Here is a 19,145-nt window from a genome sequence, read left to right as displayed (position 1 = left end):
GGAAGTCTGATTTAATAAAAATGGAAACAAAAAAAGCCGAACAGTTTCCCGTCCGGCTCTTTATATGGTTCTTTCTATTTATTTGGATACGATTTCGATATTGTCTTCGCCATCTTCCCCGTAGTCGAGTTCTTCTCGAGTAGCTTCACGAACGCCAATCACCTCACCTTTGAAGTAAAGGTTCATGCCAGCGTATTCGTGGTTCAAGTCCATAATCAAGGTGTTCTTCTTGACCTTGATGATTTTGCCATCCCATTGGAAACCGTCCTGATCCAGCATTGGCAATACGTGCCCCACTTGGAACATGGCCTCCATTTCTTCCTCATCAGACAGACCAAAGATGGATTTTTCAATCTCAACTTTACTCATATTAGGGTCAACAGGACCGTAAGCATCTTCAGATTGGATTACGAACTCGAATTTATCTCCAGCCTTTTTACCTTTCAAGTTGTTTTCAAACTCTTGTAAAACACCACCTGTTCCGAATATAAAGCTGAATGGATCTTCTTCAGGAGTTTTCTCCAAAAAGCGACCATCCACATTATTTTCATATAAGGTATAAAGTACTGATACTACTTTGTTGTTATCTGCTTTCATAGTTAAAGATATCTGAATCCTTATTGCTTAGAAAATCCCCTCGTTGCTAATTTCTTCAGAAGTAGCTTCTCTGATATCAATGATTTCACCTTCAAAGTGCAGATCAATGCCAGCCAAAGGATGGTTGAAGTCCATTACAACAGTTGTATCTTTTACTTCCAGAATTACACCGTCCATAGGCATTCCTTCAGGACCTACCATAGGAAGTACATTACCAGCTTGTAATAGGTCTTCCTGCATAGCTTCACCTTCAATATTGAAAACGGCTTTTTCCAACTCAACTACAGCTCCTGCTTCTCTTTCACCGTAAGCATCATCAGCCTTGATGCCAAAACTGAACTTATAACCAACCTCTTTGCCGCCAAGTTCTTCTTCAAACTGTGGCAATACATTGTGGTGACCGAAAAGGAATTCAAATGGTTCGTTGCTGTCAACAAGCTGAATCATTTCTCCATCAGCATTTCCTTCTGTCAGGTCGTAAGTGATTACGACTACTTTATCTTTTTCTGCTTTCATTTATGTAGTTGTCTGTCATTATCAGGCTGATGATTATTGATGGTAATCATAAAGCCATTGGGATGTGTTTCTTTAACACATTATTTAATCTGCAAAGTTACTGAATATGCATGGTAACCCCAATGGGATGTTGTGTATATTGGTTAATAATTTGGATTGAAGTAATTTGTAAAGCTAATTGGCATATCAAAGCGAAAAGCGTAAAAACCTGATCGCAGAATAAACCATTCTAATACAACCAACTTACAACACAAACGAACATGAACAACAACACATTGAATAATACTTTAGACGAAGAAGCTGTAGCGGCTAAAACGGAAACCCAGATGGAAAAGAAATTACAAAAACTTGAAGAACTTAACCGAATAGCAGAACAAGGAGGAGGTGAGAAGCGAGTTGCAGCTCAGCATAAGAAAGGAAAACTGACAGCACGTGAGCGAATTGAACTCTTGGTGGATGAAGGGACTTTCCATGAGATAGGCAAGTTTGTTCGTCACCGTGAAACAGCCTTTGGGTTGGATCAGGAACATTACCTTGGTGATGGTGTGGTGACAGGATACGGGAAGGTAAATGGTAGGTTAACTTATGTGTTTTCGCAGGATTTTACAGTTTTCGGAGGTTCGCTTTCAGAATCACATGCAGAGAAGATTTGTAAGATCATGGACTTGGCCATGAAAAATGGAGCTCCTGTTATTGGACTGAATGATTCGGGAGGAGCTCGTATTCAGGAAGGGGTGAAATCTTTGGGTGGTTATGCGGATATCTTCTATCGTAATACAAAGGCTTCAGGAGTAGTTCCTCAAATTTCGGCGATTATGGGACCTTGTGCAGGTGGAGCGGTTTATTCTCCTGCCATTACGGACTTTATCATGATGGTAGAAAATACGTCATATATGTTTGTTACTGGTCCTAACGTGGTCAAGACAGTGACACATGAAGAGGTAACTGCAGAAGAACTAGGAGGTGCAAGTACACATAGCACAAAGAGTGGTGTGACACATTTCTCTTGTGCCAATGAAGTGGTATGTATCAATAACATCCGTCAGCTGCTGAGTTATATTCCTCAGAATTGTGAAGATACTGCTCCAGTATATCCTTATGAGGGGCAAGGCAGTGAAGTGAGAGAAGGTCTCATGAATATTGTGCCTGACAACCCAAACCAGCCATATGACATGAGAGATATCATCAAGGAAACAGTTGACGAAGACAGTTTCTTTGAAGTGCATAAGGATTATGCTGAAAATATAGTAGTAGGCTTTGCCCGTATTGGTGGAAGAAGCATTGGTATTGTCGGTAACCAGCCAGCTGTATTGGCAGGAGTGTTGGATATCAAGGCAAGCAAGAAAGCAGCCCGATTTGTAAGGTTCTGTGATGCCTTTAATGTGCCGCTATTGGTATTTGAAGATGTACCGGGCTTCTTGCCAGGAACAGATCAGGAATGGAATGGCATTATATCGGAAGGAGCAAAACTGCTTTATGCATTCTGTGAGGCTACCGTACCGAGAGTAACTGTAATTACTAGAAAAGCTTACGGAGGAGCATACGATGTGATGAACTCTAAACACATTGGTGCAGACATGAATTTTGCTTGGCCTTCTGCCGAGATTGCTGTAATGGGTGCTAAGGGAGCTTCGGAAATTATTTTTAGAAAAGAAATTCAGGCTGCAGAGGATTCTGATGCTAAATTGCAAGAGAAAGTGGATGAATACACTGAAACCTTTGCCAATCCTTACAGGGCAGCATACAGAGGTTTCATTGATGAAGTGATTCGTCCTGAGCAAACAAGGGAAAGGCTGATTTCAGCATTTGAAATGCTGGAAAATAAAGTAGATCAGATGCCGAAGAAGAAGCACAGTAACCTACCATTGTAACGTTTGGTTTTGGAAGACTGATGAACATCTAGTGTCTTTGATTTTGTTTTTTACTTAACTATAAACCTGCCGCTTAAGGGCGGAAAACCGGATACCATGAAAAAGAATCTGATTGTATTTTTTATGCTGTTGTTTCCATTACTGGCAACAGCACAGTACCGTAACGAACCGACAGACTACCTTTCTTCTGAATTCCATAAAGAACGCAGAGAGGAGTTGAGAAAGAAATTGCCGGACAATTCTGTTGCAGTATTTTTTGCTAATGCGGTAAGGAACCGTGCCAATGACGTTGATTACGTTTACCACCCAGACCCAGACCTGTTTTACCTGACGGGTTACCGTGAGCCAAATAGTGTTTTGTTGGTATTTTCAGAGCCAATTGAAATGCCTGATGGCGCTAAATACAATGAGCTGTTTTTTGTACAGCCACGAGACGAAAGAAGTGAGCTGTGGAACGGTGAACGTCTTGGTGTAGAACGTGTCAAGGAGCGTCTTGGAATGGACAATGTATTCCCTAACCTTGCTTTTGAAGGTTTTGGAGTAGATTTCGGGCAGTTCAATCAGGTGTTACTATATGGATTTAAGGATGATGTTCGTGATAATCCTCATGATCAGGGAGATTTGTTCAGTTTGATCGAGCAGTTTAAAGACAAGGCTCATTATCCAAAATTCCTGAATGAGTATTCGGAGAAGCTTTACACTTTGATAGAAACAGCAGATGTAGAAAGCAGTGCCAATGTATCAAAGGTGATCGGTAGGGAGATGAGCAGCAAACCATTACTGAAGCTAAACCCTGTATTGGTGGATTTTGTAAAAGCAGATACACCGGAGGGTAAACTGTCAGTAGCTTCCAAGATTCCTTCTACAAATATCAACCTGACTAAGCTTCATGAAATCATGGGCTCTCTGAGAGAAGTGAAAACAGCGGAAGAGATGGTCTTGCTTACAAAAGCAGTGAAGGTTTCAGCAGTAGGTCAGCGCGAAGTTATGAAGGCTATCAAACCAGGTATGTCTGAACGTGAGATTCAAGGTATCCATGAGTTTGTTTTCAAAAAGTACAACGCTGAAGATATAGGGTACGCTTCAATTGTAGGAGCTGGACATAACGGTTGTGTTTTGCACTACATTGCAAACAATAAAAGCAATACAGAAGATGGAGAACTGATCCTGATGGACTTGGGTGCGCAGTACAGAGGCTATACAGCAGATGTGACACGTACGGTTCCTGTAAATGGTGAGTTTTCTCCTGAGCAGAAAGCTATTTATGACCTTGTTTACAAAGCTCAGGAAGCAGGGATTGAAGCTTGTAGAAAAGGAAATGATTTCTCGGCTACCTATGTGGCATGTGCCAAGGTAATTGAAGAAGGTCTCCTAAAGCTAGGTATTATTGAAGAGGGCGAGGGTATTAAGGCATATTTGCCTCATGGTGTTTCTCACCATATAGGACTTGATGTTCACGATAAAGGAAACTACGGTTCAATGATGCCGAATATGGTGATCACGGTTGAGCCGGGTATTTATATTCCTGAAAACAGTAAGTGTGATCCTAAATGGTGGGGTATTGCTGTTCGTATTGAAGATGATATCCTGATCACAGAAAAAGATCCTGTAAACCTTTCTGGAGATGCACCAAGACAATGGCAGGAGATCGAAAAGCTGATGAAAGAAGAAAGCCCACTTGATGATTTTGTGTTGCCTACAGTAGACTAATCAACAGGTTTTAAGTTTTACTATAGAGGCCGACTTCCATATGGGAGTCGGCTTTTTGCTTTTAAAACGCAATGAAACATACAGGCTCGCCAGTCCTGTATACTATTTTGTCTAAATGTATAGTTAGATAACCAAACCAATGAAATAGGAGATAAAACCACTTTGATGTATCTGGTTGAGGTATAGGGCTTTGTTATGTTGAGGAGGCTTCGAAAAGTGCAAATGTAAATAAACAATAAGTTGAGGTGAAAATAATTTGCTTTATAACAGAAAATATTGAAAATTATAAATAAACCGCATAATAAATATTTGGGAATGAAGTTAATCTATTAACAATAAAAGAGTAAAAATTAAGCATTTATTGTCGCGGTTATTTTGATTGAAAGTTCCTCTTGAAGGAATAATACAGTATTCACAGCATGCTAAATAAAATTCACTTTTAAAGTGAAATTGGTAATGCAAATAGCTATCAAAACTAAAAGCAGCTAAAAAAGTGATGAAAAACCTTCTGGTCATTTTATTACAAATTACGTCCTTAGGAATTTCGCCGCTTTGGTCTGAACCTAATAACAGAGAGCTGTTGAGAACGGAAATAATTGTGGAAAGGCAGTTTTTCAATAAACACAATGCTTCTCTACATTACCAGATGGATATTAGCTATCCACTGGTGCGATACCCAAGACCTGAGGTGTCTCACCATGTAAATCTGGGGCTTCAAAGCATAATGGCACTAGCCATCAATGACTTTAGAGCGAATCTCAAACGGCTTTCGAAAGAGCATGATGCGGGGTTGAGTTATTTGGAACTGGATTATAAAGTGGTTTATCAGAAAAACGATATACTAAGTATTCAGTTTTTCAAGAACACCTTCTATAATGGTTACAAGGGGGTGCGAAAACTTGTGTTGACGTATAATTATGATATGAAAACCCAACGCTTGATTAATCTGGAAGATGTATTCAATGAACACTTGGATGCAAACAAACAGGTAATCGAGTTACTGACTGAAAAAACGGATGTACGTAAGTTTAACAAAGAACACGTCCTAAGCTCATTTTGCTTGAGTGATAAAGGGGTAACCTTTGTATTGGATGGTTTTTCTCAAAAAGGAAAAGAAACAGAAACTAAGGAAGTTATGCTGACTTGGCAGGAACTGAACGGTTTTTTGTTGGATACGCCCCTTCTTTCCCGATTCTCATATGGCATTCTAATCAACAGTAATTGAGCTTTTTGAAAAATTTTAAAAAGATTCAGTCATTTAATTGGATTATTTTTGCCAAAATCTAAGAAACTTGTTTTTTTTGTATAGATCAGAGCTGCCCCTCAAACATTAGTGTTTGAGGGGTATTGCTTTTGTGGGTTGCCGAATGCACATTGATTTTCTTATTATTCAAAATGAGTAAGAGGGCATCATCGGCGACGAGTATATAAATTTAAATGCTACAAAGGTGAGAAGAATTAAGATCAAGGAGCTGCTCGCAAGTGGCGAACCAGGACAGAAGGTAATTGTAAAAGGTTGGGTAAGAACATTCAGAAGTAATAGGTTTATTGCTATAAATGATGGTTCGACCATCAATAATCTGCAGGCAGTAGTTGATTTTGAAAATATGCCTGAAGAGTTGCTGAGAAGAGTAACGACAAGTGCTGCAATTTCAGTTGTTGGTGTGGTAGCCGAGTCTATGGGCAAAGGTCAGCGTATTGAATTGCAGGTTGAACAACTTGAAATTCTAGGTGATTCGCATCCAGAGGAGTACCCACTTCAACCAAAGAAACACTCAATGGAGTTTCTGAGGGAGAATGCGCACTTAAGACCACGTACCAATACAATTAGTGCAGTATATCGCTTAAGACATGCATTGGCTTTTGCTGTACACAAGTTCTTTAATGATAAGGGCTTTTATTATATGCATACGCCAATCGTGACAGGCTCTGATGCTGAAGGTGCTGGCGAAACATTCCGTGTAACAACATTGGATCCTGTAAACCCTCCAAAAACAGAGGAAGGCAAGGTGAACTATGCTGAGGACTTCTTTGGTAAGGAGACTAACCTGACAGTGTCAGGTCAGTTGGAGGCTGAAGTTGGTGCGATGTCAATGGGTGAGGTTTATACTTTTGGCCCTACATTCCGTGCAGAAAACTCGAACACTACACGTCACTTGGCGGAGTTCTGGATGATTGAGCCTGAAATGGCTTTTTATGATCTGGAAGACAATATGGATCTTGCTGAGGAAATGGTGAAGTTCCTGATCAACTACGTTTTGGAGAATTATCCTGAGGATATGGAATTCTTGGATAAACGTGCTGCTGATGAGGAAAAGAGTAAGCCTCAGAAAGAACGTTGGGAGATGGGATTGGTTGAGCGTCTGAAGTTTGTGGTAGATAACAGCTTTGAGCGTATCACTTATACAAAGGCAATTGAAATCCTTGAGAACTCGAAGCCTCACAAGAAGAAACAATTTAAAGTGCCTGTAGAGTGGGGAATTGACCTGGGTTCTGAGCACGAACGTTTCCTTGTTGAGAAACACTTCAAGAAGCCAGTCATCATTACAGACTACCCTAAAGACATCAAGGCTTTCTATATGAAGCAAAACGATGACGGAAAGACAGTAAGAGCAATGGATATCCTTTTCCCAGGTATTGGTGAGATTATTGGTGGTGCGCAGCGTGAAGAGAGCTTCAGTAAGCTTCAGCAGCGTATGGCTGAGATGGATATTCCTGAATCTGAGCTGTGGTGGTACCTTGACTTAAGAAAGTTCGGTACAGCGCCACATAGTGGCTACGGTTTGGGCTTTGAGCGTATTGTTCAGTTTGTGTCAGGTATGGGTAACATCCGTGATGTAATTCCATTCCCTAGAACACCAAAAAATGCAGAGTTTTAATAAGAATTATCTTATAAAAGTAAACACCCCAACGTTCTGAATACGTTGGGGTGTTTTTTTATATTTATATGGTTGTATGACTTTTTTCCTATCAAGTTAAGAAGTCAAAACTTGATAATAATAAGTTTTATTCCACTACAATAAGATTGTTTTTTCTTACAAAAACTTCTTTATCATTAGATGGACTTACCTTGTACCAGATGTCATTAACTGCTTTGATATCAACTCTTTCTCCTTTTTCAAGCTTGTATAATCTCTTGGCTCCTGCAGATGGTGCATCAGCGACAAAAGCATGCTCGGTACGGACAATGGCCTTCTGATCATTGAACCCAAAGTTGAATAACCACAAGAAGACTACCATAAGTAAAGCCAATGAAATTGCCGCAGGAAGGTAAGGTTCCCCCTTATGTTTTTTGTAGAAAACAAGGGCTAACAAAGCGACCCCAATTATACTACCTATCACCATAAAGAGCATGTAGTTTCTATGAAACACACTACCGAAATACTCATAGTCTGTGAACTTATACCCGCTTAATTGATGCTTATTGGCAATATCAGACATTTTTTGCATGACTCTTCTGTCAGCTGTATGCCCATAATACATGTTCAAGAAGTACAGTGCTTCTGTATAGTCTCCATCAGCTTCATGGATATACGCCATCCTAAGCAACATCTGAGGAGTATAAATCTTTTTCTTGTCTAATAAGAGGTTATATTCTTTTAGGGCACTTGTGTATTTTCCTGATTCAAAAAGTGAGTCTGCAGAACCTAGTAATGTTTCGTTGTTTTGTGCATGAGAAACTTTCCCATTGAGTATCAGTAAAAAACAGAGCAATGCTCCGGAAATCTTTAAAATGTTTTGCATAGCGTATATCTTTCTATTAGTTTTGCACTCGCAAAATGAGCGAAACACGTGAGTGTTTCAAAATTAAATAGAAAAAAGAAATCGTTCTTTTATTTATAAAATTTTATGATTCCGTAGCTCAGTTGGTAGAGCATCTCCCTTTTAAGGAGAGGGTCCTGGGTTCGAGCCCCAGCGGGATCACAAAAATAAAAAAATGCGACGTTGATTTGGAATTTAAAAATTTAAATCAGTAATTCGCACTCCGAAATCACAAAAAGACAGGCTCACGTGGTGAAATTGGTAGACACGCCATCTTGAGGGGGTGGTGACCTTACGGTCGTGTTGGTTCGAATCCAATCGTGAGCACTATACCCAAATTAGTAATTAAGAAAGACCCACAACACTTAACCTGACCATTGCTAAAGGTAGATAAGGGTTGACTTAATTCACTAATTTTTTTTGTCGAAACTGATTCCGTAGCTCAGTTGGTAGAGCATCTCCCTTTTAAGGAGAGGGTCCTGGGTTCGAGCCCCAGCGGGATCACCAAAGCAACAAAAGGTTGCTACAAAGATTGAAAAGTTGCCCAGATGGTGAAATTGGTAGACACGCTGTCTTCAGGTGGCAGTGGCTTCGGTCGTGGAGGTTCGAGTCCTCTTCTGGGCACCAAAAGCTTCAACTAGATGTTTGAGTTTTTGAGCCACTAAAAAAATAACACGATTCCGTAGCTCAGTTGGTAGAGCATCTCCCTTTTAAGGAGAGGGTCCTGGGTTCGAGCCCCAGCGGGATCACTAAAGTAACAAAAGGTTGCTTAGCGATTGAATAGCTGCCCAGGTGGTGAAATTGGTAGACACGCTGTCTTCAGGTGGCAGTGACTTCGGTCGTGGAGGTTCGAGTCCTCTCCTGGGCACCAAAAGCTCCAACATGACGTTTGAGTTTTTGAGCCACTAAAAAATAACATGATTCCGTAGCTCAGTTGGTAGAGCATCTCCCTTTTAAGGAGAGGGTCCTGGGTTCGAGCCCCAGCGGGATCACCAAAGCAACAAAAGGTTGCAGTAAAGATTGAAAAGTTGCCCAGATGGTGAAATTGGTAGACACGCTGTCTTCAGGTGGCAGTGACTTCGGTCGTGGAGGTTCGAGTCCTCTTCTGGGCACCAAAAACTTCAACTAAATGTTTGAGTTTTTGAGCCACTAAAAAAATAACATGATTCCGTAGCTCAGTTGGTAGAGCATCTCCCTTTTAAGGAGAGGGTCCTGGGTTCGAGCCCCAGCGGGATCACCAAGCAGTGAAAACTGCAAGTCTTTATAACCGATCAGTAAAATGGTTGGTTAAGATTCCGTAGCTCAGTTGGTAGAGCATCTCCCTTTTAAGGAGAGGGTCCTGGGTTCGAGCCCCAGCGGGATCACGAGTTCCTTAGTGGGTACGTGAAAAATTCTCACTCCTGAAAGGTTGACCAATGGTCAACCTTTTTTCATTTATAGCAATTCCACAAATCACATCATTGCTGTCTTCACTTCCTTTTGACTGATCATTGTAATAAGTTTGCCTTACTATAAGGATTTACAACAGGAAACATAAGTATATACATTCATGTCAAGAAATCTATTAATTGTCAGTACATCCACAGTTTATGGGCAGGAGTATCTGTCTTATTGTGAAGAGGCCATTAAAGCGTTTTTCGCAGGTAAGAAGGAGATCATTTTTATACCTTATGCAAGACCGGGAGGAATCACTCATGAGGAATATACAGCAAGGGCTAAGGATAAATTTAACCAGTTAGGTTTTGAGGTAAAAGGGCTTCATGAGTTTACCAACCCAAAGGAAGCGCTGAAAACTGCGGAAGGTGTATTTACAGGAGGTGGAAATACTTTTGTACTGTTGAACCAGCTTTATGAGAATGATTTGGTAGAAGTGATTCGAGAGAGAGTAGCTGATGGTATGCCTTACATGGGAACAAGTGCAGGTTCAAATATCACAGGACTTACAATCAGTACAACCAATGATATGCCGATTGTATATCCACCAAGTTTTGATGCACTGCAGCTTGTGCCATTTAACTTGAATCCTCACTATTTGGACCCACAGCCTGACTCCAAGCATATGGGAGAGACTAGGGAAACACGAATAGGAGAGTTTCATCACTTCAATACACAGCCTGTGGTAGGTTTACGTGAAGGGAGTTGGTTGCATGTACAGGGAGATCAGGTTAGTTTAGAAGGACCTCTGAGTGCGAGAATATTTGAAAAAGGAAAAGTTCCTTATGAGTTGAGTCCTGAGGATGATTTTTCATTCCTCCTTCAATTATAGGAAAGGGTTTATGTAATACCAAAAGCCGTACAGTCTAAAGCTGTACGGCTTTTTTTTATTCCATTATATGACTTTCCTTTAGAAGGAAATAGCACAGTGCAGGTAGTCTTATGGGATGTGGGAACTGAAGTAGAAGAAAAACTTTGGAATGAGACCTGATCAGGCAAGGAACTGAGGCTAGTGTGGAAAGAATAGAGAATGTAGAGGATGGCTTTCCTTATCTTTAGGCTGCCAAGTGATCAAGGTGACAATATGTTTACAACCAGTAGAGGAAGCAGTAATTGAATTCTGTATTTTTTTGATAGTTTAATGAACAATTGGCTTCTTCGAGTTGTTTATTTCTGAGCAGCTAGTTTTTGATAGCTTTGAATAATTATAAACCTGCAGGAAACTTTTTTCAATAATTAAGATATTAAGATTGTATTTTATTGGTAATAGTTTTTACTTGTGCTTCCAAACTCTAGTAAGCCGATAGGTTTATTGTGTTGAATTATCCGTCTATGTGGTATTGCGCAATAAACTTTGGATAAAGTAAAGAATGCTCCAAAGTAATTTTATAAGTGGGCGCAATTGAAAAATAACAGACATGACTTACGAATTTGATAAATATATAGCGGAGATTAAAACTCAAATCGAAGAGTATAAGGCAAGAGGCTTGAAGCTTTTTTCAACTTCTTCTTTTCAGCCCCAGAGCATTGTTTTACTCCACATAATCAGTCAGGTAGATAATGCAATTCCAATTTACTTCTTGGATACGCGCTACCATTTTCCTGAAACTGTAGCTTACAGAAAGCAAATTGAGAAGCAGTTCGGGTTAAATATTGTGGACCTGCAATCAGAAATACCGAAAGCAGAGCAGGTTGGGAAAGATGGAGAACCACTGTATAAAACTGAACCTGAAAAATGTTGCCATATCAACAAGGTACAACCTTTAGAATATGTGCTGCAAAACAATGACGTTTGGATCAACGGAGTAAGGCGTTCACAGACTGCAAACCGTGCAGGTATGGGAAAAGAAGGTACTGCCAAGCACGGAGTGTTGCGTTACCACCCAATCTTGGAATGGGATTCTAAAATGGTATTCTCATACATCAATAAATATAAACTGCCAATGCACCCACTGGTAAGAGAAGGCTATTTCAGTATTGGCTGTTTACCATGTACAGCTAAGGCTGATCCATCCAATCCGGTATGGTCAGATGACCGCTCAGGACGATGGGCAAATTCAGGAAAAACAGAGTGTGGATTACATACTACATTGGTAGAAAAGTAATCTAGACTTGAAAGATAATATAGATAAAAGCGAAACCTTGACAGGTTTCGCTTTTTTGTTATAGGTTGATTACTGCCCAATAAACGCCATCTACGGTGTGCTTCATTCTTTCATAGTCTAAAGTGTCTGGAGTATCGTCAGCTGTATGGTAGTTAGGGTTTCGGTAGTAGGAGGTGTTCGTAACCATGATGGCATTGTACCCAACATCCCAATAGTTTCGGTGATCTGAGGAATCGAGCCCTTTGATACCTGTTGGAGCATTGATGGAATACACTGGGAGAGAACTGGCTTCTTTCATTCTGGACTTAAATTGCCCTATGGTCATATGGTTACCAAAACTCCCTACCAGACTGATATAATTCCCTCTGTTAGGATATAGTAAGTCCATAAAAGGAAGTGGGTACCCTTGGGAGTTAATTTCGTCCGAGAAATAGCCGATCATTTCAAGGCAGACCATTACTTTGATAGAAGTGTCTTCCTGAAGAAGGCTTTGAGCATGTATAGCACTTCCCATTTTATCGGTTTTGAAGAAAGGCCGTTCCTCATTGGCGTAAGCGACAAGCTCAATTGCGTATGGAAGCTTGGGCTGATACTTTTGCAGTAATCTGGCAATTTCAAGTAACCCAGCTATGCCGCTCGCATTGTCATCTGCTCCCGGATAATCCCCGAATACATCATAGTGAGCGCCAATAACAACCCTCTCCTCACTTCCTTCATTTCCATAAAATGCGATGACATTTGAGTAATACATCCCATCAGCTTCATATTGCTGTTTGATGATTTGGTAGCCATATTCTGAAAACTTATCTTGAATATATTGTACCACCAATTGCATTGAGGTAGGGTGCTGGTAATTGCGTGGAGCAGGGGTATTACATAAGAAATGGACATGCTCCTTTAACTTCTCTTCCTCTGAGGAAATACTCACAGAGTCTTTGTCTATAAAGAAGACGGGGCGTGTAAGCCAAACAATTGTAAGGCTTAAAAACAGTAGGAAAATGATGAAAGCAAATAGCAGTGAGAGGATCGCGGTCATTTCAGTATTTAGCGTTATACAATAATTACAACTGAATTATTCAGACATTTTATAATTATTATAAGGTTGTATTGTATTATATTGATTTATAACGTATTGATTTTTAACTGATTAGTGGTGTGTAATTGCAAAATACTTATATATTTGTATTGGTTAACTAACTAAATCCGAATAATTCAATTACCATTTTCAAAATCCAATAACTCTATGTTATCTGTTATGAACCCACTTAAAATCGAGAAAGCTTGTGATGCAGCGCGTGACAAGCTGAGTAAATTGAACAAAGAAGGCGAGTATGCCAAAATTGTAGCAGACCTGGAATGGGTACTAGGTAGCTACAAGCACGATGGAAACCCGGAAGGTTTGTATGAGAAAGGTGCAGAAGCATCACAAATCCTTAAGGAAATCAGAAAGGATAAACCACGTGCAGTAGCGAAAACATTGGTTGAATCATTGGATAAGGCTGTTGCTGAACAAAACTGATCAATCATCCATACGGACATTAGTGTAAAGGCTACTGTCCGTTTTGTATTTAAAAAAAGGCATAAAGAGCTCAATTCTTTATGCCTTCTATATTTTATATAATTAGGTTGTTTACTAGCCACCAACCAAAAATACTGGCCAAGTATCCACCAATGATTCCTATGACAGCGCCTCCATATACTTCTTGTTGGTTATGTGCCTTTAGGATAAGTCGTGAGGTCATACAAGCTCCTAAAAGGAGTGTTGTCAGAATAATCCACCAACTAAGGGATTCAGTTCCTGATTCCTGTACTTTTCTGATAGCCAACAGAATTCCCAATAGCCCTCCTAAGCCTAAAGCATGCAAACTTATTTTGTGGTAAGCATTCATGATATTGGCTAACAGCAAAAGGACTGTAATGCTCAAAAAGCTGGTTGAAATCATAAAGCTTATTTTCAGCTTAACGAAAAGCATGAATGTCAGTAATGCTGAACTTAATAACATGACCAAGAGAGGTAGTGTTCGTTCTTCCCGTTGTTCCATATAGAGGGAGTGGACGAATCCAAACCTGTGTAGCATAAAAATCCAACCACTAGGGAATACCACCGAGAAAATAGCAATCAATGCCATCAGCATTAGTTTTCCTTTGATTGGAAGCCACATGCCACCCTGTGAGGCAAAGACCAGAATAAAGCCCATGGCCAGTGGCACAAATAGTGGATGGGTAAGGATGGAGAACCAATGTGCAATTCTTTTAGTCATATTGAGCTTGTCCATTAAGCACACAGACCGTTTCCGGTAAAAGAAACGGTCTGTGCTATACAGGTATATTAAAGTTCTTTTCGTAGTCTGGCTACTGGTATGTTCAGTTGCTCTCGATATTTAGCAACAGTCCTTCGGGCAATATTATACCCTTTGATCTTCAGTAGTTTTTCCAGTTTGTCATCTGAAAGTGGCTTGGCTTTGTCCTCACCGTCAATGATTGTCTTCAGTACATGTTTGACTTCTTTACTGCTGACATCCTCACCACTTTCTGTTGTGATACTTTCAGAGAAGAAATACTTCAAAGGATAGATGCCAAAATCAGTCTGTACAGCCTTACTGTTTGCAACTCTGGAAACCGTTGAGATATCCATACCAATTCTTTGTGCGATATCTTTCAGGATCATAGGCTTCAGTTTGCCTTCATCACCTGTAATAAAGAAATCATATTGATGCTCAACGATAGCATTCATCGTTTTGAGAAGTGTTTCCTGTCTCTGTTTGATCGCATCAATAAACCATTTGGCTGCATCAAGTTTCTGTTTAACGAACCTAACGGTTTGTTTAATGCTTTTATCTTTCTTCTTGCTTTTCTCGTAAGTATCGATCATTTCCGCATATGAGCGGCTGACTCTCAGTTCAGGAGCATTTTTGGCGTTCAGTGTGACCTGAAGAGCTCCATTGATCTCTCGTATGATAAAGTCAGGTGTCAAGTACTGAACTCTGGCGTAAGTACTTGTAAATCCACCAGGCTTTGGGTTAAGCTTGATAATATGATTGATCGCCTCTCGCAGATCATCATCATTTAAACCAAGTTTTTTCTGGATCTTTTTGTAATGCTTCTTTTTGAATTCTTCAAAGCAGAGAACAACTACTTTGCGTGCGTTGACGATTTCAGGATCGTTATTGTCCTTCCTTAATAGTTGCAGTTCCAGACACTCCTGTAAGTCACGAGCAGCAATACCAGGAGGGTCAAAAGAGTGCTGAATGCGCTTAAGGAGCTCATCCAACTCATCGACATCCGTTTCAATGTTAAGTGAAAAGGCTAAATCATTGACAATGGCTTCAAGGTCCCTTCGGATGTAGCCGTCATTATCAATGCTGCCAATCAGTTGCATGCCTATAATGTGCTGACGATCGTCTAACTGAAGAAAGCCCAACTGATCCACTAGCTGGTCAGTCAGTGACTGCACCATTGGGATCGGCATTTCTCGTTCTTCTTCGACAGACGGACCGTCACCTTGCATTTTATATCCAAAAACCTCGTCATCATTTACATAATCGTCCAAGCTGATATCCTCTTCATGACTTTCAGGCATATCATCATACTCGGAATCCATGCTTTCCTCTTCATTGGTGGGTCTTTCCAATTCATCATCACGACCTTCTTCCAATGCAGGGTTTATTTCAAGCTCTTCCTCAATTCTAGAAGCCAGTTCTACTGTAGGTATTTGCAACAGTTTGATAAACTGGATCTGTTGAGGCGAGAGCTTCTGTTGTAGCCCTTGTGTAAGGTTCAGTTTTTGCATAGTCCTTTAATCTGTTTAGGTTAATGCGGGGGTTTTGAAGCAGTATTGTAACTATTCAATAATGAGCTTCTGACTAGACCCTTGCTATTTTATTTTTCCCCGCATCTTCTTACTGTTTTTTTAGGGTAAGAAGATTTTTAGAGGATATTTATTATCAGAGATATCCGATAAAAAATAAAACCGTGCCATTTTTATCAAATGTAGGTTTATTCAACGATTTTTTCTATCAAAAGTTTATATATTTCTGATATTTCCTTGAAAATCTGCTTTTACAGTAGTGAAATCAATTATCATGAACAGATGTAGTTTTTTTCATTTTAATATGATTTCGCTTATTTGCCCTTCACTATTATGTAAGAAATAGGAATAGTTGGCGAGGGGAGGAAGAACGCTTGGACCTATTAACTTTTACTGGATAGAAACTTAATCTTTTACTTTTTAAAAAAGGAATAAACATGTTGAAAAAATCGATTGCTCAGTTACTGGTTTGCTTATTTGTCTGTCTTCTTGCTTTTGGATGTCAAGAGAAAAAAGAAGCAACCACTGTCGAAGCATTTAAGGAGCTTCTGATTTCTCTGGATGAAGTACAGTTGGTAGATGTAAGGACTCCTGAAGAGTTTGAAGAAGGTACAATTGAAGGTGCCAAGTTGGTGAACTTTAAGCAGGATGATTTTATGGAACAAATGAACAAGCTCGATAAGTCGAAACCAGTTATGGTATTTTGCCGATCAGGTAATAGAAGTGGTAAAGCTGCTAAAATGCTAAAGGAAGCAGGCTTTGAGCAGGTTTATGACCTTGAAGGTGGTTACAAAGCATGGAAAGCGTCTGATGTGGATGAGGAAGCAGCAAAAGCACCAGTAAACTGATATGAAAAAGGTCATGACTTTTGGGGTACCTCTTCTGGTATTACTGATGGCTGTTGTATGGCAGTCGTGTAGTATGAAAAGGTGGGCTTATTACAAGCTGCTGAATGAAGTTGTTCCTGAAAAAGTGCCTTATATAAACGTCTCTGAGGTAAATGCTCAATACCATTTGCTGGATGCACGTAGCGAGGAAGAGTATGAGGTGAGTCATTTGGAGGGAGCTAGGCGAATTGATTTTGATAGTATTGATACCAGTGTACTTGATGGAATTCCTAAGTCGGATACAGTGGTGGTTTACTGCTCTGTGGGCTATCGTAGTAGCGTTGCAGGGGAGGCATTGAAAGAATTAGGATACATTAATGTGTATAACCTTTATGGAGGGATATTCGAATGGGCAGCCCATGACAGCACTTTGGTAGGGAATGGAGCCAAAGTTCACCCATATAATTGGTTCTGGGGATTGTGGAGAAGGAGCTGCCCCTGATGTAGGTTAATTTCTAGTGCTTATCTTTGTGGCAACAAATTGTCTTACAGGACAGTTTTACTAACTGATTAGAACAGGAAGAGAATCAACGATAACTATGCTAACAGTAATTTCACCTGCCAAGACATTGGATCTTGAGCAAAATACTAATGGACATTTTCATTCCGCACCAGCCTATATGGAAGAAGCTTCAGAACTGATAAATGTACTGAAGGAATACTCTACATCCGAGATACAGGAGCTAATGGGTATTAGCGATAAATTGGCAGACCTTAACAAAGAGCGTTTTGCAGCTTGGAAGAAGGATTATAAGGTCGCTTCTGCCAAACAAGCTGTACTGACGTTCAAAGGAGATGTATATCAAGGGTTGGAAGCTGAAAAGTTTAATCAGGATGAGCTCCACTTTATGCAAGGCCATTTGCGTATCCTATCAGGTTTATATGGTTTGCTGAAACCGATGGATTTGATCCAGCCTTATAGGTTAGAGATGGGAACCCAGCTTCCTGTAAATGGAAAGAAAAACCTCTATGAATTTTGGGATAACAAGTTGGCTGAAGATCTGAATACAGTGTTTGCTAAGACTGAGAAACCAGTGCTAGTGAATTTAGCTTCCAATGAGTATTTCAAGGCTGCTAAGGCAAAAAACATCAAGGCAGAGGTTATCACGCCTGTATTCAAGGATTATAAAAATGGGAAATACAAAGTCATCAGTTTCTTTGCCAAGAAAGCCAGAGGAATGATGGTGGCATTTATGGTTAAAAACCGTATTACAAACCCTGAAGATTTAAAGGCATTTGATGTGGAAGGTTATTCTTTCAATGCTGAAATGTCAAAAGGCAATGAGTGGGTTTTTACTCGAAACAATGAGGCTTAGGCAAAATTCCAACCTTGTCTGAATAATAAAAAGCACTTTGAGAAATTATGTTATCTCAAAGTGCTTTTTGTTTTATTTGAATTGATGGTCATTAAGTCAACAGTACTGACTTAAATGTATCAATGTTTTTCAATGCTTCTCCTGTACCTCTTACAACAGCTCTAAGCGGATCTTCTGCTACATGAACTGGCAGTTTGGTTTTCATTGAAAGACGCTTGTCCAAGCCTCTCAGCAGTGCTCCACCACCTGTTAGGTGAATACCTCTGTCGTAGATGTCGGCAGAAAGTTCTGGTGGCGCTGTTTCAAGAGCTCTAAGTACAGCTTCTTCAATCTTGGAGATTGATTTGTCAATTGCGAATGCGATCTCAGTATAAGATACTTTGATGATTTTAGGAATACCTGTCATCAAGTCACGACCTCTTACCTCAAAGTCATCAGGAGCTATCTCATCGTCAAGTTCTGACATGGCAGCACCTACTTCAATCTTAATCTTTTCAGCAGAACGTTCACCAATCAGCAAGTTGTGTTGTCTACGCATATAGTCAAGGATGTCTCTAGTGAATACATCACCTGCTGTACGGATAGATTGGTCACATACAATACCTGAAAGCGCGATAACGGCAATCTCAGTAGTACCACCTCCGATGTCAACGATCATGGCACCAACTGGTTCCTCTATATCGATACCAATACCAATGGCAGCTGCCAAAGGCTCAGGAATCATGTATACTTCTTTGGCTCCTGCGTGCTCAGAAGAGTCCCTTACGGCCCTTTTTTCTACTTCAGTAATACCTGAAGGGATACAGATTACCATTCGGTGAGAAGGAGAAAGTAAACGGTTCTTTTTGTCGATCATTTTGATCATGCCTCTGATCATTTGTTCAGCAGCATGGAAATCCGCAATTACACCATCACGCAACGGACGAATAGTTTTGATGTTTTCGTGGGTCTTCTCGTGCATTTGCATAGCCTGAGAGCCGACAGCGATAACTTTGCCGGTCACACGGTCCAAGGCGATAATAGAAGGTTCGTCCACTACTACCTTGTCCTTGCTGATGATAAGGGTATTGGCTGTACCGAGGTCAATCGCGAGATCGCTTGTAAAGAAGTCAAATAAGCCCATTAGTCAAGTCTATATT

The 19,145-nt window shown here is 40.2% G+C and carries 17 protein-coding genes and 10 tRNA genes; 20 read left to right on the top strand and 7 right to left on the bottom strand.

What is annotated here, in order from left to right:
• Positions 1-78 precede the first annotated feature (78 nt).
• Positions 79-597, bottom strand: coding sequence for an FKBP-type peptidyl-prolyl cis-trans isomerase (locus V6R21_RS23850; protein WP_334246036.1), 519 nt, complete (start codon positions 595-597; stop codon positions 79-81).
• A 27-nt stretch (positions 598-624) separates the two neighbouring features.
• Positions 625-1,113 carry an FKBP-type peptidyl-prolyl cis-trans isomerase gene (locus V6R21_RS23845; protein WP_334246035.1) on the bottom strand — a complete coding sequence of 163 codons (489 nt, stop codon included), beginning with the start codon at positions 1,111-1,113 and terminating at the stop codon, positions 625-627.
• A 326-nt stretch (positions 1,114-1,439) separates the two neighbouring features.
• On the opposite strand from V6R21_RS23845, the gene V6R21_RS23840 reads away from it, so the two are divergent.
• The 4 genes from V6R21_RS23840 (at position 1,440) to asnS (ending at position 7,573) form a co-directional block, all read left to right on the top strand.
• Positions 1,440-2,984, top strand: coding sequence for an acyl-CoA carboxylase subunit beta (locus tag V6R21_RS23840; protein WP_334247601.1), 1,545 nt, complete (start codon positions 1,440-1,442; stop codon positions 2,982-2,984).
• 96 nt (positions 2,985-3,080) lie between these two features.
• Entirely contained in the window at positions 3,081-4,694 is a 1,614-nt protein-coding gene (locus V6R21_RS23835) for an aminopeptidase P family protein (protein ID WP_334246034.1), read from the top strand.
• Positions 4,695-5,190: 496 nt separating this feature from the next.
• Positions 5,191-5,919 carry a hypothetical protein gene (locus V6R21_RS23830; protein ID WP_334246033.1) on the top strand — a complete coding sequence of 243 codons (729 nt, stop codon included), beginning with the start codon at positions 5,191-5,193 and terminating at the stop codon, positions 5,917-5,919.
• A 223-nt stretch (positions 5,920-6,142) separates the two neighbouring features.
• The gene (gene asnS, locus V6R21_RS23825; RefSeq protein ID WP_334246032.1) at positions 6,143-7,573 is read left to right on the top strand and encodes an asparagine--tRNA ligase; all 1,431 of its coding nucleotides are present in this window, start codon (positions 6,143-6,145) and stop codon (positions 7,571-7,573) included.
• Positions 7,574-7,700: 127 nt separating this feature from the next.
• Here asnS and V6R21_RS23820 read toward each other — a convergent pair whose 3' ends face one another.
• Complete coding sequence (locus tag V6R21_RS23820) at positions 7,701-8,438, bottom strand: hypothetical protein (protein WP_334246031.1); 738 nt, start codon at positions 8,436-8,438, stop codon at positions 7,701-7,703.
• Between the two features lie 107 nt (positions 8,439-8,545).
• On the opposite strand from V6R21_RS23820, the gene V6R21_RS23815 reads away from it, so the two are divergent.
• The 12 genes from V6R21_RS23815 to V6R21_RS23760 all read left to right on the top strand — a co-directional run bounded on the left by V6R21_RS23815 (position 8,546) and on the right by V6R21_RS23760 (position 11,995).
• Positions 8,546-8,618 (top strand) — tRNA-Lys (locus V6R21_RS23815).
• 81 nt (positions 8,619-8,699) lie between these two features.
• A tRNA-Leu gene (locus V6R21_RS23810) sits at positions 8,700-8,783 on the top strand.
• A 104-nt stretch (positions 8,784-8,887) separates the two neighbouring features.
• Positions 8,888-8,963: transfer RNA gene (locus V6R21_RS23805), tRNA-Lys, on the top strand.
• A gap of 35 nt (positions 8,964-8,998) precedes the next feature.
• Positions 8,999-9,083, top strand: a tRNA-Leu gene (locus V6R21_RS23800).
• 49 nt (positions 9,084-9,132) lie between these two features.
• Positions 9,133-9,205, top strand: a tRNA-Lys gene (locus V6R21_RS23795).
• 37 nt (positions 9,206-9,242) lie between these two features.
• A tRNA-Leu gene (locus V6R21_RS23790) sits at positions 9,243-9,327 on the top strand.
• Between the two features lie 48 nt (positions 9,328-9,375).
• Positions 9,376-9,451, top strand: a tRNA-Lys gene (locus V6R21_RS23785).
• A 35-nt stretch (positions 9,452-9,486) separates the two neighbouring features.
• Positions 9,487-9,571, top strand: a tRNA-Leu gene (locus V6R21_RS23780).
• A 49-nt stretch (positions 9,572-9,620) separates the two neighbouring features.
• Positions 9,621-9,696 (top strand) — tRNA-Lys (locus V6R21_RS23775).
• 51 nt (positions 9,697-9,747) lie between these two features.
• Positions 9,748-9,820: transfer RNA gene (locus V6R21_RS23770), tRNA-Lys, on the top strand.
• 185 nt (positions 9,821-10,005) lie between these two features.
• Entirely contained in the window at positions 10,006-10,722 is a 717-nt protein-coding gene (gene pepE, locus V6R21_RS23765; protein ID WP_334246030.1) for a dipeptidase PepE, read from the top strand.
• A 586-nt stretch (positions 10,723-11,308) separates the two neighbouring features.
• On the top strand, positions 11,309-11,995 hold the full coding sequence (locus V6R21_RS23760; protein WP_334246029.1) for a phosphoadenylyl-sulfate reductase: 687 nt from the start codon (positions 11,309-11,311) through the stop codon (positions 11,993-11,995).
• Between the two features lie 58 nt (positions 11,996-12,053).
• Here the strand turns inward: V6R21_RS23760 and V6R21_RS23755 are convergent, their stop codons facing one another.
• On the bottom strand, positions 12,054-13,031 hold the full coding sequence (locus V6R21_RS23755; RefSeq protein WP_334246028.1) for a M28 family peptidase: 978 nt from the start codon (positions 13,029-13,031) through the stop codon (positions 12,054-12,056).
• A 219-nt stretch (positions 13,032-13,250) separates the two neighbouring features.
• Here V6R21_RS23755 and V6R21_RS23750 point away from each other — a divergent pair, with 219 nt between their 5' ends.
• Entirely contained in the window at positions 13,251-13,514 is a 264-nt protein-coding gene (locus tag V6R21_RS23750) for a hypothetical protein (protein WP_334246027.1), read from the top strand.
• A 94-nt stretch (positions 13,515-13,608) separates the two neighbouring features.
• On the opposite strand, the gene V6R21_RS23745 is transcribed toward V6R21_RS23750, so the two are convergent.
• Together V6R21_RS23745 and rpoN are read right to left on the bottom strand one after the other, a co-directional pair.
• Positions 13,609-14,256 carry a hypothetical protein gene (locus tag V6R21_RS23745; RefSeq protein WP_334246026.1) on the bottom strand — a complete coding sequence of 216 codons (648 nt, stop codon included), beginning with the start codon at positions 14,254-14,256 and terminating at the stop codon, positions 13,609-13,611.
• Between the two features lie 68 nt (positions 14,257-14,324).
• Positions 14,325-15,785, bottom strand: a complete 1,461-nt coding sequence (gene rpoN, locus V6R21_RS23740; RefSeq protein WP_334246025.1) for an RNA polymerase factor sigma-54 — start codon at positions 15,783-15,785, stop codon at positions 14,325-14,327.
• Positions 15,786-16,240: 455 nt separating this feature from the next.
• On the opposite strand from rpoN, the gene V6R21_RS23735 reads away from it, so the two are divergent.
• The 3 genes from V6R21_RS23735 to yaaA all read left to right on the top strand — a co-directional run bounded on the left by V6R21_RS23735 (position 16,241) and on the right by yaaA (position 18,006).
• The gene (locus V6R21_RS23735; RefSeq protein ID WP_334246024.1) at positions 16,241-16,651 is read left to right on the top strand and encodes a rhodanese-like domain-containing protein; all 411 of its coding nucleotides are present in this window, start codon (positions 16,241-16,243) and stop codon (positions 16,649-16,651) included.
• A gap of 1 nt (position 16,652) precedes the next feature.
• A complete protein-coding gene (locus V6R21_RS23730; RefSeq protein ID WP_334246023.1) occupies positions 16,653-17,132 on the top strand; it encodes a rhodanese-like domain-containing protein in 480 nt (159 codons plus the stop codon).
• Positions 17,133-17,229: 97 nt separating this feature from the next.
• Positions 17,230-18,006, top strand: a complete 777-nt coding sequence (gene yaaA / locus V6R21_RS23725) for a peroxide stress protein YaaA (RefSeq protein ID WP_334246022.1) — start codon at positions 17,230-17,232, stop codon at positions 18,004-18,006.
• A 91-nt stretch (positions 18,007-18,097) separates the two neighbouring features.
• On the opposite strand, the gene V6R21_RS23720 is transcribed toward yaaA, so the two are convergent.
• Positions 18,098-19,129, bottom strand: a complete 1,032-nt coding sequence (locus V6R21_RS23720; RefSeq protein ID WP_334246021.1) for a rod shape-determining protein — start codon at positions 19,127-19,129, stop codon at positions 18,098-18,100.
• Positions 19,130-19,145 lie beyond the last annotated feature (16 nt).

Origin of the sequence: Limibacter armeniacum, assembly GCF_036880985.1 — a bacterium.
Taxonomy (GTDB): Bacteria; Bacteroidota; Bacteroidia; order Cytophagales; family Flammeovirgaceae; genus Limibacter; species Limibacter armeniacum.
This window is presented reverse-complemented; position numbering and strand designations above follow the sequence as displayed.